The organism is Neoakkermansia glycaniphila, assembly GCF_900097105.1.
GTDB classification, from domain to species: Bacteria; Verrucomicrobiota; Verrucomicrobiia; order Verrucomicrobiales; family Akkermansiaceae; genus Akkermansia; species Akkermansia glycaniphila.
On record NZ_LT629973.1, the window covers coordinates 453,286 to 467,803 of the forward strand.

The following is a 14,518-nucleotide window of genomic DNA, read 5'->3' on the forward strand; positions in this document are numbered from 1 at the left end:
TGCCAGCGCCCCCCCGCCCCGCTACAATAACCGCCATGTGGAGCTGGTCCAAATTATCCGCCAAACAATGGGAAGACGCCTGGAGCGAACGCATCGCAGGCAACCCGAACGCCGTCATCACCGAAGTCAAGGGAGGTAAAACCATCCGCATCACCGTCTATTGCGACAGCGAAGACGATGCCCGCATCCTCCTCGACCACTTCGGCGGCTCCGTACGCGAAATCAAAACGCAGGACTGGGTCGCCAGCCAGGCACAGGCCAAACGCCCCCCGCTCCGCATCCGCGACCGCCTCGTCATCACCGACCGCACGGACGAACGCGACCTCGCCAAACTCCGCAGCGAATACCCCCGCCGCGCACTCCTCAGCATCCCGCCCGAAATGGCCTTCGGCACCGGAGACCACGCCACCACATCCACCTGCCTCCGCTTCCTCTGCGACTTCGCCAAAACACACGGCAACGCGCCGTGGACCATCACCGACATCGGCTGCGGCACCGGAGTCCTCGCACTCGCTGCCGTCAAACTCGGAGCTTCGCACGCCCTCAGCTTCGACTTCGACCCCGCCGCCGTCGAAGTCTCCCTCAAAAACCGCGACCGCAACGGCATCCCCGCCGCCGCCATCGACATCTTCCAGGCAGACATCTTCGAATGGGAACCCGCCCCCGGAGCACAGGCCGACCTCGTCGTCGCCAACCTCTTCTCCACCATCCTCCAGCGCGCCTTCCCCCGCATCCGGCAAGCCATGAAGCAAAACGGTACCCTCATCATCTCGGGCATCCTCTCCACCCAGTGGGAAGAAACCCTCGCCGCCGCCGAACAGCACGGCTTCCGAGCCCTCGACATCATCAGGAAAGGCAAATGGACCACCTCCCGCCTGCAACTCCGCTGACAGCCCGATGAACATCCTCGCCATCGAAACATCCACGCCGCACGCCTCCGTCTGCCTCATCCAACAGGCGGCAACCCCGGCAGCCACATCCCGCAGCCATGCATGGGAAGCCGAGCGCAACCACGATGCCCACCTCTTCCCCGCACTGGCGCAAACACTGGAACAACTCGGCACCTCACCCCTCGACCTCATCCTCGTCGGGGCAGGCCCCGGCAGCTACGGCGGCGTCCGAGTCGCCCTCGCCGCGGCGGATGGCATCGCCCTCGTACGCCAAGCTCCCGTCGCCGCCCTCTGCTCGTGGTCATGCTTCGCCATGCCCGAAGAAGAAACATGGATCGTCAGCGATGCCAAACGCGGAGGTTGGACCTTCGCCCGCTATGCAGGCAACGGCTGCCCCGGAAACATCGACGTCCTCACACTGGACGAACTGCTCACCCGGCTCGCACACCGGCCCGCCCGCGTACTCTCCACGGAAACGGCCGAACACCTCACAGCCAAAGGGCTCACCTGCATCCAAGGGGGCAGCATCCCCACAGCCGAACAGCTCATCCTTGCATGGCTCGCCCTCGCTCCGGAAAAACGGCAACAGCACTTGACACAACCGCCCGCCCCCATCTACGTACGCCCGCCCCACATCACCGAAGCCAAACGCAAACCGTGGGAAAGCCGCAAGCAATACCCCTTTGCAGAAAAATAAAACCCGGACTGCCCCCTGCCACCCCTGATGTCGTGTGGCTTACACCCCCGCACGGCATTCCTCCGGTACCATCGTCCTTGCCTCCTCCACAAAAGCAGGATTGACATTCGGAAAATCTTCCTTTATGCTCCGCATGGAATTTTTTCACAAAATAATCAATTATGCCTGACACAGAACCTATCAAACCCATCTTCACGAAAGGACTCAAGGGAGTCATCGCCAACGAATCCGAACTGAGCGACGTACGTGGAGAAGAGGGCAGGCTTCTCTACGTCGGCTACGAAATCGAAGACCTCGTCGAACTCTGCTCGCACGAAGAAATCATCTTCCTCCTCCTCAACAAACGCCTGCCCACCGTCGAAGAACTCGCCGGACTCCAGCAGCGCCTCCGCAACGACCGCGACCTCCCCCAGCCCATCCTCGACTTCTTCAAGACGGCCACCAAATCCGCCCGTCCGATGTCCGCACTGCGCACCGCCGTCTCCATGCTCGGCATGTACGACGACCGCACCAAGGACCCCAGCCAGATGAAGGAAATCGGCCTCAGCCTCATCGCCAAAATCCCCGTCATGGTAGCCTACTACCATCGCATCTGCGAAGGCCTCGACCTCCCTCCCATCCGCACGGATCTCGACGAAGCATCCCACTTCCTCTGGCTCCTCAAAGGCACCGAACCCGACCCCAACGAAGCCGAAATCCTCGACACCTCCTTCATCCTCCATGCCGACCACGGCATGAACGCCTCCACCTTTGCGGCCCGCGTCACCATCTCCACCCTCACGGACATGTACTCCGCCATCACCACCGCCATCGGCACCCTTAAAGGGCCGCTGCACGGCGGAGCCAATGAAGCGGTCATCGACATGCTCAAGGAAATCGGCGAAGAAGAAAACGTCGAATCCTACATCGACGGCAAACTCGAACGCAAAGAACGCATCATGGGCATGGGCCACCGCGTCTACCGCACGCTCGACCCCCGCGCACCCCACCTGCGCCGCATCGCCATCCGCAACTGCCAGCACATCGGCGAACCCAAGTGGATCCGCATGTCCGACAAAATCGCCAAAATCGTTCGCGAAAGGAAAAAACTCAACGCCAACGTCGACTTCTACTCGGCTTCCGTCTACTACAGCCTCGGCATCCCGACCAAACTCTTCACGGCCATCTTCGCCATCGCCCGCAGCTCCGGCTGGGTGGCGCAGCTCCTCGAACAGCTCGAAGACAACACCATCTACCGCCCCCTCACCAAATACACCGGGCCTTCCGAACCCATGTTCGTGCCCATGATCGACATGCGGTAAACATGGCAGCCACCCTTGCCGAACTCGTCCTTGAAGGACTGCGGAACCTCCGGGAAGCCGGAGTCTCCCACCTCGCCATCGACGATTCGGCAAGAAGCATCCTCAGAAAATGGATGCTCCCTGCCGATCGGCGCCCTCATCAACCCGCACCGGTTGCCCCCTCCGGCGCCGTCGCCCCCCGTGCCGCATTTTCCGGGAACGGCGTACCCACAGCCGAATCCGGCGTCGAAGAAAAACTCGCTTTCCTGCGCGAACGCGCCGCCGCATGGCAGCCCGCGCGCAAACTCGGCACACTCCGGGAAACCATGGTCTTTGCCGTGGGCAACCCGCATGCACGCCTCATGCTCGTCGGCGAAGCCCCGGGCTACGACGAAGAACGCCTGCAGGAACCTTTCGTCGGCAAAGCCGGGCAGAAACTCAACCAAATCCTCAAAGCCATGGGCATCGCCCGCGAGGAAATCTACATCTCCAACATCTGCAAATTCCGCCCCGCCATGCCCAACCAGGGCACGGGCAACCGCCCCCCCTCCGACGAAGAAATCGCCTCCTGCCTCCCTCTCATCCTGGCGGAAATCCGCGCCATCCGCCCCGCCTGCATCGTCTGCCTCGGCGGCACCGCCGCCAAAGGGCTCCTCGGCCAAATGGGCTCCGTAAGCTCCCTGCGCGGCCGCTTCTACGAAGTCCAGGGCATCCCGGCACGGGTCACCTACCACCCGAGCTACCTCCTCCGCAACGACACCCTCGGCTCCAAACGCGCCGTCTGGGAAGACATGCTCTCCGTCATGGACCGGCTCGGCATGCCCATCTCCCCGCAGCAGGCGAACTACTTCCTCGCCAGATAGCCGCACGAGGCGCAAACGCGCCCCGGATTTCCTTGACATCAGGCGGCAAATACGCCATCATCTCCGCCGCAACGGCAAGACACGTTGCTTTGAATATATGTCATCCGTCCTTCCAGAACGACCCAGCCGGTACATGAGCAGCGCCCGCATCACCATTGTCGCCTCCCGCTACAATGAACAATACACGGACGCCCTGATTGAAAACTGCATACAGGAACTCGACATCATCATGCCCGGAACGCGCATCGAAATCGTCCGCGTACCCGGAGCCTACGAAGTACCCGTCGCCGTCAAACGCAGCATCGTCCTCGCGGACAAACAGCCTCGCGTCGTCATCGCCCTCGGCGTCATCATCAAGGGAAGCACGGACCACGCCGACCTCATCGGAGCCAGCGTCACCCACTCCCTCCAGCAAATCGCGCTCGACACCCTCGTCCCCGTCATCCACGAAGTCATCCTCGTCAACGACGAAAAACAGGCATTCGCCCGCTGCATCGGCTCCGCCCTCAACCGCGGCCGCGAAGCCGCGCGCGCCGCCACCGCCATGCTCGAACTCATCGAACAGCCCAAATAACCGGCCTGCCGCCCGCACACCATGATCTCACGCAAAAAAATCAGGCAGGCCACCCTCCAGCTCCTCTACGGCATCGACCAAAGCGGCCGCCCCGCCTCGGAATTCGACTACGCCACCTACTGGAACATCGCACTCGAAACCGAAAGCGACGACTTCGCCAAAGCCCGTGCCAAAGCCGTCGAACACCTCTGCCGAGGCAATGCGGACCTCGACCGCATCTTCACCGAACGCCGGGAACGCGCCATGGAAACCCTTCAGAAGGACATCTCCACCGCCACCCTGCGCGACGAACTCGAACGCCACATCCGCACCACGGACCAGTTCCGCGCCGCCGTCGAAGCCCTCAACCTCCTCCGCATCGACAAACGCAACGCCACCCCCGACCAGTATGCCCGCTGTGCGGAAACCATCCTGCAGCTCAACGCCATGCTCATGGCCCAGTACGGCCCCCTGCTCATCAGCCTGCAGGACTACCCCGCCTACGAACACATCCTGCATCCCCTGCGCACCATCATCGAACGCCGCCGCAAGCAATCCATCGCGCTTGCTCCGCTGGCCGACCTCCCCTCGCGCGAACCGATCGGCCCCGAACTCATCGCCGTTCAGAAATACGCGGAACTCCTCACCGAACTGCGCCCTGCTGCCGAACAATTCGCGGCGGACATCATCGCCCGCAAAGAAAGCCTCGATGCAGTCATCGCAGCCACCACGCAAAACTACTCCCCGGACCGCCTTGACCTCGTCGACAAAAACATCCTCTACATCGCCCTCTACGAACTGATGGAAATGGAAGAACTCCCCGTACCCGTCATCGTCTCCGAAGCCACTGCACTCGCCGACACCTACTCCGGCACCAAATCCGCACGCTTCATCCACGGCATCATCGGCACCGCCGCCAAAACCTGCCGCCAACCCGCACAATAGCCCACACCGCCATGGCCGGATTCTTCTCCAAAATCTTCAGCAAATTCAAAAAATCGCCCAAAATCGACTGGGACGAACTTGAAGCCGACCTCATCTCGGCGGACCTCGGAGTCCGCCGCGCCATGAGCATCGTCGAAGACCTACAGGACCGCAAGGATGTAGACGCCGAAACCATCGTGGACGCCACGCGCGCCGTCATCCGCAGCGCCTTCCCTGTACAGGCTCCCACCCTGCCCCGGCCCGAAGAAGGCCGCCCCTGCGTCGTCATCGTCGTCGGGGTCAACGGCACCGGAAAAACAACCTCCGCGGCCAAACTCGCCCACCACCTCCAGAAACAGGGCAAACGCGTCCTCCTTGCCGCGGCGGACACCTTCCGCGCCGCCGCCGTCGAACAGCTCGAAACCTGGGCCAACCGCCTCTCCGTCCCCCTCTACAAAGGCAACGCCAACCAGGACCCCGCCTCCGTCTGCTACGAAGCCCACACCCGCGCACTGCGCGAACAGGCCGACTACCTCATCTGCGACACCGCGGGCCGACTCCACACCCGGCACAACCTCATGGAGGAACTCTCCAAAATCCGCCGCACCATCGCCAAACAGGACGACACCGCGCCCCACGCCACCATCCTCGTCGTCGATGCCACCACCGGCGGCAACGCCCTCATGCAGGCTCGCGAATTCCATAAAGCCACCCCGCTCGACTCCGTCATCATCACCAAACTGGACGGCTCCGGCAAAGGTGGCATCGCCGTCGCCATCAAAGACGAACTCGGCATCTCTCCCATGTACCTCGGCACGGGCGAAGGCGCGGACGACCTCGAACCCTTCGACCGCGACCGCTACGTCGACTCCCTGCTGTAAACCGCCCCTCGCTATCCTCCTGCAGCCATGAATGCCCCCATCCGCTTCATCCCCGTCTATGCCCCTCGCATCTGGGGAGGCCGCTCCCTCGAAACCGTCCTGAACCGCACCCTCCCCCTCGCCGACGAACCCTATGGCGAATCGTGGGAAATCAGCGACCGCTCCGAAGCCATGAGCATCGTCGAAGGAGGAACATGGCACGGCAGCACCCTGCATGACCTCTGGGAACACCACCGTAACGAACTCTTCGGCCCCGGCTATGGCCACCTCGACCGCTTCCCCGTCCTCGCCAAAATCCTCGCCCCGGAACAAACCCTCTCCGTACAGGTACATCCCACCCCGGAATCCCTGAAGCAATACCCCGGCGAAGAAAAAAACGAATGCTGGTACTTCGCCGGCAGCGCATCCGCACCGACCGAACTCTACGCCGGATTCCTCCCCGGCACCACCCTTCCCGAACTCGTGGAAGCCATGGAGCAAGGCACCGTCTCCACCCGCCTCCAGCGGCTTGAAGCGCACGCGGGCGACAGCATCTTCATCCCCTCCGGCCTCGTCCACGCCCTCGGCGCTCCGGGACTCGTCTACGAAATCCAGCAAAACGCCGACACCACCTACCGCCTCGACGACTGGGGGCGAACCGACAAACACGGCACCCCCCGCGAACTCCACCGCGAACAGGCCCTCGCCTGCATGCAATCCGCAATCGCCGCGCCCGGCCTCAGGCCCGCAGGCAGCCCCGACCCCATCGCAGACACCCCCTGGTTCCGTGTCATCGAAACCCGACTCGCTCCGGGACAAACTTACACCCCAGGCGACCCTTCCCGCTTCGCCATCCTCACCGTGGCGCAGGGAACCCTCTCCTGCGGAGATCAAACCTTCTGCCAGGGAGACTTCCTCCTCCTCCCGGCCCACTCCGCCCCCTGCACGGCGGGAGCACACGGAGCCACCATCCTCATCACCACCGTACCGCCCGCATGCCCATGAAACCCTCCCTCCTCTCCTGCACGGAACAACAACTCATCGGCATCCTCAAGGAAAAAGGCCACCCCGCCTACCGCGCCAAACAAATCATGGAATGGCTCTGGAAACACAAAGTCTCCGACTTTGAATCCATGACCAACCTCCCCCCCGCACTCCGCGAAACCCTCGCTGCTGAATACATCATCCGCCCCCTCGAAATCGTCGAAATCATGGGCCCCAAAGGCAGCACGCGCAAATTCCTCTCGCGCATGCAGGACGGGCATCTCGTCGAATCCGTCATCATCCCCGCCGCCTACAGCGCAGACGGCCGCCGGGCCGAACGCACCACCCTCTGCGTCTCCTCGCAGGTAGGCTGCGCCTTCGGCTGCAAATTCTGCGCCTCCGGCCTCCTCGGCTTCACCCGCGACCTCACCACCGCCGAAATCCTCGGGCAAATCCTCGCAGCGGAAGACATCACCGGCAAACGCGTCGACAACCTCGTCTTCATGGGCATGGGGGAACCCCTCGCCAACTTCGACAACCTGCGCGCCGCCCTCGACCTCATCATGTCGCACCTCGGCCTCAACATCGGCGCGCGCCACATCACCATCTCCACCTCCGGCCACGTCGAAGGCCTCAAAAAACTCGCCGCCTACGACAAACCCATTCGCCTCGCCATCTCCCTTCACGGAGCCTCCGACGAAGTACGCTCCCGAGTCATGCCCGTCAACAAAAAATGGCCCCTCGGCGACCTCATCCCCGCCCTTCAGGACTGGGTACGCGAACGCAAACACATGATCACCCTCGAATACATCCTCATCGAGGGAATAAACTCCGACCTCGGAGAAGCCTCCAAACTCGCCCGCATCGCCCGCGACCTGAATGCCAAGGTCAACCTCATCCCCTACAACACCGTCGAAGGCCTCCCCTGGCAGCGCCCCACGGAAACCCATTGCAAAACCTTCTGCCAGATCCTCGTCAACGAACGCATCCCCGTCACCATGCGCTACGAAAAAGGGCACAGCATCGACGCCGCCTGCGGCCAGCTCCGCCTCAGGCGCACCGCAGAAACCCCGCCTGCGCCCTGACCGCATCGCCATGCGCCGCCAACCCTCATCCGGCACCCCATACGCCGCCCTCTGCCTCGCAGCCCTCGCCATCCTCCTCCCCGGATGCACGAGCTACGACGCCCCCCGGCTGCTGGAACCGGCAGCAACTGCTGCCCCCTCGAACACGGGAAATACAGCATGGACACTTGCCCTCCAGCAATCCATCCCCACCTTCCGCCGCGGAGGCGGCTACGCCACATCCCGCACAGCCACCCTCAACCTCTGCCGCAGCGCCGGCCGGTGGAACGCCGCGCAGCACGCACCCGACCTGCGCCCGCACGAAGCCACCCCCTCCTACTGCTCCTCGGCCACCTACCTCCTCCTCCTTCAGTCATTGAAAAACTGGGACCGGGGCAACCCCTCCCCCCGCATCAGCCCTCACGCATGGCAACACCTCGTCCCCCGCGAAAACCAGCACGACGGCGAACACCCATGGGGCTGGGCCAATGCGAACGGCCCGGGCCTCGCCGTCCTCATTCACGAACTCGGCGCCGGATACAGCTTTGAAAACTGGAGCCACGCACGCCCCGGCGACTGGATGAAAATCTTCTGGACCGACAAACTCGGAAAACGCGAACACGGCCACCTCACCCTCCTCGTCAAAGACGGAGGCGACACCGTCACCTTCTGGTCATCCAACACCCCCGGCGGCTACGGCCTCAAAACCATCCCGAAAAACCGCATCCGGCGCGTCATCTTCACCCGCATCACCCGCCCGGAAAACTTCGACCGCGCCCCCCGCATCGGCTACAACCCGTGGCTCGCCTCCCTCCTGAAAAAAGATGTCCGCATCGAAGAAGTGAGGAAACGCAGCGGAATCCGCCGCTGACCCTGCCGCCCCCGTTGCTGAGCCGCCTCATGGCTCCACACACTCCTGCAGCAGATGAACCCCTCTCCCGGCAAAATCTAACATAAAAATAACAAAATACCAACAAAACTTGTAACACATTTGTTACACAAAATATTCTTTACATCAAAACAGCGATAGTATATCAATAAAATATATGCTCCGCTACCTCTACATATCGATCTCCATCATCACACTTCCGTCCCTCCTGCCCGCTTCACGCGCAGCCGTGGAAAACACACTTCCTCCCGCACCCGATCCCTACCTCACGGCAGCCCTTGCCACCGCAGACGGCTCCGTCTGGATCGCCACGGAAGGAAAAGGCATCTACCGCTGCACCGACGGCAAAACATGGCAGCCCATGCACACCAAGCCCGGCTACCCTCCCACCCTCAATGCCTATGCCCTCGCACAGGATGGCACCGGAGCCGTCTGGGTCGGCACGGACAACCGGGGCATTGCCGTCTGGAACGGCACGAACTGGAAACACATCGCCCGCGAACACGGCCTCGCCGGAGAACGCATCTACTCCATCGCCGCACACCGCAGCCAAATCGCCGTCGCCACCTCCGGCGGCATCTCCCTCTACAAAGACCGCACATGGAACCATCACACCCGCGCAGACGGCATGGCGGACGATATAGCCTCCTCCCTCTCCTTCGATGCACAGGGCAACCTCTGGGCAGCCTATGCCTGCGGCGGCATCGGAGTACTCCCCGCCTCGGGAACTCCCGTCTGGAAAAACATGCAAGCCGCATGGACCCACTCGCCCCGCCAAACCATCAGGCAACCCCTCACCGCCACCGGAACCGGACTCCCCTCCAACCTCGGCAACGCCATTGCCACGTATGGGCCATACACCTACTGCGCCACCACCTGCGGCATCGCCCGGGGAGACGGCAAAACATGGCACTACCGGCGTGGCCGGGACTACGAAGCCAAAAACAAAGGCAGCCTTCCGCCCGCAACACCCCCTCCCGGCACCACCGCGCCGCCGCGCGAACAACTCCTCCTCGAAGACTACGCCACCGCCCTCTACCCCTGCGAACAGGGCCTCTGGGCAGGCTACCGGGAACAGGGCGTCCAACTCCTCGACCCCGACACCCTCGAACCGCAACCAGCACAACCCGGAGACTTCAACAAGGCAAAAGACCCCCGCGCCAAATGGGTACGCCAATTCGTCCGCCTCCCGGGCGGCGCCCTCTATGCCGCAACCTATGGCGGAGGCATCCGCAAAATAGCCGACCTCCCGGCCTTGCCCGCCCCCGCCCTCACAAAAAAACAACACCCTGCTCACCCCTACCTGCCCTCCATCCCTACGGAAAAGGAAATCGCCGCCATGCTTGCCAAACTGGAATCAGGCAAACCAGCCGAAGACCCTGCCTTCTACTGGCATGAAGACTGGCTCACGCGCGGCAACTGGTGCGACCGCTACGGCCTCAGCGCAGCCATACTCTGCGCCGCCGCCGCCCCGGAAAACGTCGACATCCGCTTCGACAACACCATCCCGCCCACATGGATCACCGGCATGATCGGCCCCCAGCGAAAAAAAAGCGACTACCTCCGCCACTGGCTCCATACCGGCCACGACCATGCCAACCCCAACGTCCTCTGGAACCCCGAGGCAGGAACCCGCACCGAAGCCGAATGGGACGACCACGGAGAAGAATACCCCATGAGCCAGGACGGCCCCGACGTCTGGGCCCGCATCAGCATCCCCGAAGGCACCCACCTCCTCTCCCTCTACTTCTACAACCCCAACGGCCACGTCCGCCGCAGCGGCTACCGCGACTACCTCATCGAACTCCGCACCGCGCAACCGAACCTCACACAGGAAAACATCCCCCGGCTCATCGAACAATCCCCCGTCCTGGCACGCACCCGCATCTTCGACTTCGCAGGCAGCGGCTGCTGGAAAAACTTCATCGTCCGGGGGCCCCACACCTGCTACCTCCGCATCTGCCGCAACAACTCCTTCAACACCATCCTCAACGGCGTCTTCCTCTCCTCCATGGACACACCGCCCGGCACCCGGCCGTTCCCATCCGCCTATGCCATGCCGGAAAAGCCCGAACTCGCCCCCGTCCAGCTCTCCGCCGGCAGCCGCTTCCCGGATGCCGCCATGCGCCTCTGGAGCAAAACGCGCCGCCCCGAACTCCTTGCCCCCGGCCACCGCAGCATGGCCCGCCTCTACGCCCTCGCCTGCTACCGCTTCATGGGCAGCCGCAGCAGCCCCGCACTCGCAGCCTCATGGCAGCGCGCGCTCGCCCTCTGGACACCCGAAAGCGAAAAAACCTACAACGACCAGATCAACGCCGCATGGGCCGAAATCCAGAAAAACTACCCCTACGCCCGCTCCCGCCAATGGCGGCCATACAGCCCCGGAACCGTCCCCCTCAGCATCGAAGAACTCCGCTACGCCCAGCGGCAGGGCATCGACTGGAAACAATACCGCCCCACCTTCAAAGGCACGCCTGCCCCCACCCTCGAACAACTCAAACAACAAGCCGCCCGCCGCACACAACCATGAAACCCGCACTCCGCCCCCTCACCGCCACACTCCTGACCTCCCTCGCGGCAGCCCTTCCGCTGCAGGCGCAAAGCCCTCCGCCCGCGCATCCGGACACATGGCCGCCGCACTTCGTCTCCCTCACCCCCGACCTCCTCTATGAAGTCGAACCCTCCGACTACCTCGCCGACCCCGCCACGCTCGACGGAGCCCAGCTCTTCTACGCCCCCGTACAGGGAGACGACCCCGTCGCCACCCTGCAGGGCGCGGCCGTCCTCCTCGTCCGCCCCTACAACATCGTCGAACGGCAGGAGGCGCCCTTGCGCGAGTGGGAATGCGTCTGGGGAACCCTCGACCACTTGTACCACAACGCAGTGCCGCAATTCTGGCGGCGTCCCTCCACCGCCTTCTACTCCTGCACCCACCCCACCCTGCCGCCGGAAAAGGCAGGAGACCGCCCCAAAGTCCAAATCGACTTCACCCAGTGGTGGAGCAGCATGCCCGTATGGGTACAGCGCACATGCACCGGCTTCACAGGTGAAAAAACCCTCACCCTGTCTCCAGAACAAAAAATCCGGGAAACCCACGCACACATCAAAACCCTCCTGGAGTCTCATCCTGACGACACGACACTCAAAAACCTCGCTGCGCAGCGCACCAACCTGCTCATCTACTCCTACCTTCTCGACAAATGGGCTCCGGATGCCTACCCCGCCCAGCGCTCGCCCATCATGAAGGAAATGAAGGCAGGCGCCACCCGGGACTTCCGGAACCTCACCGAAAACGACCTATGGAACGCCATGCTCAACCACTACCTCGCAGGGTGCGGCCCGGAACCCGGCACACTCTCCGACACCGTCCGCAGCACATGGGTCAGTCAGGAATGGGCGGCTCATGCCAACCTCGAACGCACCGCCCCCCTCCTCTTCTGGTGGCTGGCGGACTGGAGCCTCTTCCAACAGCGGCAGGAACAGTTCACGCAACTGACCGGCCAAATCGCATGGGAACAGGAATTCGCCAAAACCCTCAACGAAACCGCAGGCCAATACGACGGCCTCCTCTACCTGAAAGATGCGGAGAGAATAGTCAAAGACTTCCCGAAAACCTATATCGTCCCGCAGGAAATCCGGAACATGAAAGTCCCCCTCAGCATCGACACGCCGGGAGCAACCGGAACCGTCGAATTCTCATCGACGGCATTCTACCGGGCAATCCTGAAAGATGCCGGCGTCATAACCGACCCTCCACGCCCTGAGCCTCCCACCCCTCCGGAAGTCCACCTCGTCCCCTTCGTCGCCAAAGTACACCAGAAAGGCACGGAAGAAACGGATCAAACCACGGCTCTGGCCAAAGCCGTCATCCTCTCGGATGGCCTCGCCACCCGGCAGGACGGAGACTTCGTCATCCTCGCCATCGCATGCGACTGGAAAGACAAATCCTCCGCCTCCGATGGCATCACCGTCACCAAAACCTACCAGTCCAACTCCACCCTGGAGCAAGACCTCCAGCAGCGCGTCGACCGTGCCGAATACAGCCGCATCGCCCGCAGCAACTACACCTTCCGCACCGACCCGCAAACGCAGGAAGCTTCCTACGCATGGCAGGGACCCGACTCCGGCGTGCGGCTGGAAGCAGCTGCCCTGCAATCCCCCGCCGCCTTCCGCGCGGGAGCCTCCGGCCTCAAGTATCGCCTCCTCGTCGCCGTCCGGGAAGACATCGACGGACAATGGACCCTCATGGCCGAACCGGAACCCATGAACCCCATCACCTCCGATGAAGGAACCTACTACGCCTACACCAGGGAAAACCTCGCGCAAACCGTCAGGCAGACCGGCTGCCGCTCGCTGACGAAATCCATCACCTTCGCCTCCCCGGAAAAACCGGGCCGCTACTTCCTTTACGAAGTGGACGTACAGCAGGATTACTCCTTGACACCGTGCATCCGCTACGGGAACATGAAGCACCTCTGGGTCTTGCGCAAGGGAGCCTACCGCAAATACATCGACCATACGGACATGACGGAAATCTACACCATCTTCGGAGACTCCACATGGCCGAAAAGCGGAGTCATCGCCGATATGGCGACTCCCTACAACAATGCCGTACTCGTATGGAGGGATGCCTTGGATGTATTGACAACGCAGGTTGTCGGAACCACAGTCAGGCACCGCATGAAATTGACTGGTTATCATATAGATAATGGAAACGTCAACGCTCGAGACATCATGGCATGCCTGACTTTCGGGCAATGGTTTTTCACATCGTTCAAACCGGATGCAAAAGTTGTAGACGAAAAGGATAAAAATATGATCAAATGGATCGGAAATTATATCGAATGGGGACAGCCCAACAGAATCTACTTATCAAAATTGATCGCCGATATGAGCGCCAATCATGATGCTGATGTGATCTGTGCCGAAGCCGCCTACTGTTTGGCATCCCTTCCACGCATTTGCGGATATAGCAATATCATTACATGCCGGGCGCATCGCCCTGACCCAAAATCGAATATCAATGATCATGAATACAACATGCTAGGAAATAGAATTTATGATGCAACCCCTCATCGACGAGACGACCCAAACAAACCAGAATTAAAACAACGCACATATGATAGCCCAACGGCAAATCATTCGGGCAGAGAAACAGAACCAGATCCACCAACGAACCGTTCAACTACACTCAAATTTCTTATCCATTAAAAATCCATGAAAATGCCATTTCTTACTGTTAGTTGTATCATTTTTACAACAATCTTTTCATCATTTGCCGATCAAGCATCCAAATCGGAAAAACAAGATCAGCTTATTTATAAGGATATTATCTGGAATCCAGAATATCATAACATAGCGCCACCTCTACAAGATACGTCCCTTCCGAATTCTTTTCTTCTGGATGATCTGGCATGGGTTCGAGGAAAGGTAGATCCTGCATATACATGGCACTCGCAAACTTACAACATTTATAATAAAAACGGTGAATTCTTATACTCCATTTCTGTCTAC

At 61.4% G+C, this 14,518-nt stretch carries 12 protein-coding genes; all 12 read left to right on the top strand.

Annotated elements, in window-relative coordinates; genetic code table 11:
- Positions 1–35: 35 nt before the first annotated feature.
- The 12 genes from PYTT_RS01885 (at position 36) to PYTT_RS01940 (ending at position 14,215) form a co-directional block, all read left to right on the top strand.
- Positions 36–890 carry a 50S ribosomal protein L11 methyltransferase gene (locus tag PYTT_RS01885; protein ID WP_071133233.1) on the top strand — a complete coding sequence of 285 codons (855 nt, stop codon included), beginning with the start codon at positions 36–38 and terminating at the stop codon, positions 888–890.
- A gap of 7 nt (positions 891–897) precedes the next feature.
- The gene (gene tsaB / locus PYTT_RS01890) at positions 898–1,587 is read left to right on the top strand and encodes a tRNA (adenosine(37)-N6)-threonylcarbamoyltransferase complex dimerization subunit type 1 TsaB (protein ID WP_071133234.1); all 690 of its coding nucleotides are present in this window, start codon (positions 898–900) and stop codon (positions 1,585–1,587) included.
- Positions 1,588–1,748: 161 nt separating this feature from the next.
- On the top strand, positions 1,749–2,888 hold the full coding sequence (locus PYTT_RS01895; RefSeq protein WP_071133235.1) for a citrate/2-methylcitrate synthase: 1,140 nt from the start codon (positions 1,749–1,751) through the stop codon (positions 2,886–2,888).
- A gap of 2 nt (positions 2,889–2,890) precedes the next feature.
- On the top strand, positions 2,891–3,730 hold the full coding sequence (locus tag PYTT_RS01900) for a uracil-DNA glycosylase (protein ID WP_071133236.1): 840 nt from the start codon (positions 2,891–2,893) through the stop codon (positions 3,728–3,730).
- A gap of 133 nt (positions 3,731–3,863) precedes the next feature.
- A complete protein-coding gene (gene ribH / locus PYTT_RS01905) occupies positions 3,864–4,304 on the top strand; it encodes a 6,7-dimethyl-8-ribityllumazine synthase (RefSeq protein WP_245741055.1) in 441 nt (146 codons plus the stop codon).
- A 21-nt stretch (positions 4,305–4,325) separates the two neighbouring features.
- The gene (locus PYTT_RS01910; protein WP_071133238.1) at positions 4,326–5,228 is read left to right on the top strand and encodes a transcription antitermination protein NusB; all 903 of its coding nucleotides are present in this window, start codon (positions 4,326–4,328) and stop codon (positions 5,226–5,228) included.
- A gap of 11 nt (positions 5,229–5,239) precedes the next feature.
- A complete protein-coding gene (gene ftsY, locus PYTT_RS01915) occupies positions 5,240–6,088 on the top strand; it encodes a signal recognition particle-docking protein FtsY (RefSeq protein WP_071133239.1) in 849 nt (282 codons plus the stop codon).
- Positions 6,089–6,115: 27 nt separating this feature from the next.
- Positions 6,116–7,072 carry a type I phosphomannose isomerase catalytic subunit gene (locus tag PYTT_RS01920; RefSeq protein WP_071133240.1) on the top strand — a complete coding sequence of 319 codons (957 nt, stop codon included), beginning with the start codon at positions 6,116–6,118 and terminating at the stop codon, positions 7,070–7,072.
- Positions 7,063–8,136 (top strand): dual-specificity RNA methyltransferase RlmN, encoded by a 1,074-nt coding sequence (gene rlmN, locus PYTT_RS01925; RefSeq protein ID WP_071133241.1) that lies wholly within the window; start codon positions 7,063–7,065, stop codon positions 8,134–8,136. Before PYTT_RS01920 ends, rlmN begins: the two co-directional genes overlap by 10 nt.
- A 10-nt stretch (positions 8,137–8,146) precedes the next feature.
- Positions 8,147–8,986, top strand: a complete 840-nt coding sequence (locus tag PYTT_RS01930) for a hypothetical protein (protein WP_071133242.1) — start codon at positions 8,147–8,149, stop codon at positions 8,984–8,986.
- A 175-nt stretch (positions 8,987–9,161) separates the two neighbouring features.
- Entirely contained in the window at positions 9,162–11,534 is a 2,373-nt protein-coding gene (locus PYTT_RS01935) for a ligand-binding sensor domain-containing protein (RefSeq protein ID WP_071133243.1), read from the top strand.
- Positions 11,531–14,215 (top strand): hypothetical protein, encoded by a 2,685-nt coding sequence (locus tag PYTT_RS01940; protein ID WP_067773728.1) that lies wholly within the window; start codon positions 11,531–11,533, stop codon positions 14,213–14,215. Before PYTT_RS01935 ends, PYTT_RS01940 begins: the two co-directional genes overlap by 4 nt.
- The last annotated feature ends 303 nt before the right edge of the window (positions 14,216–14,518 follow it).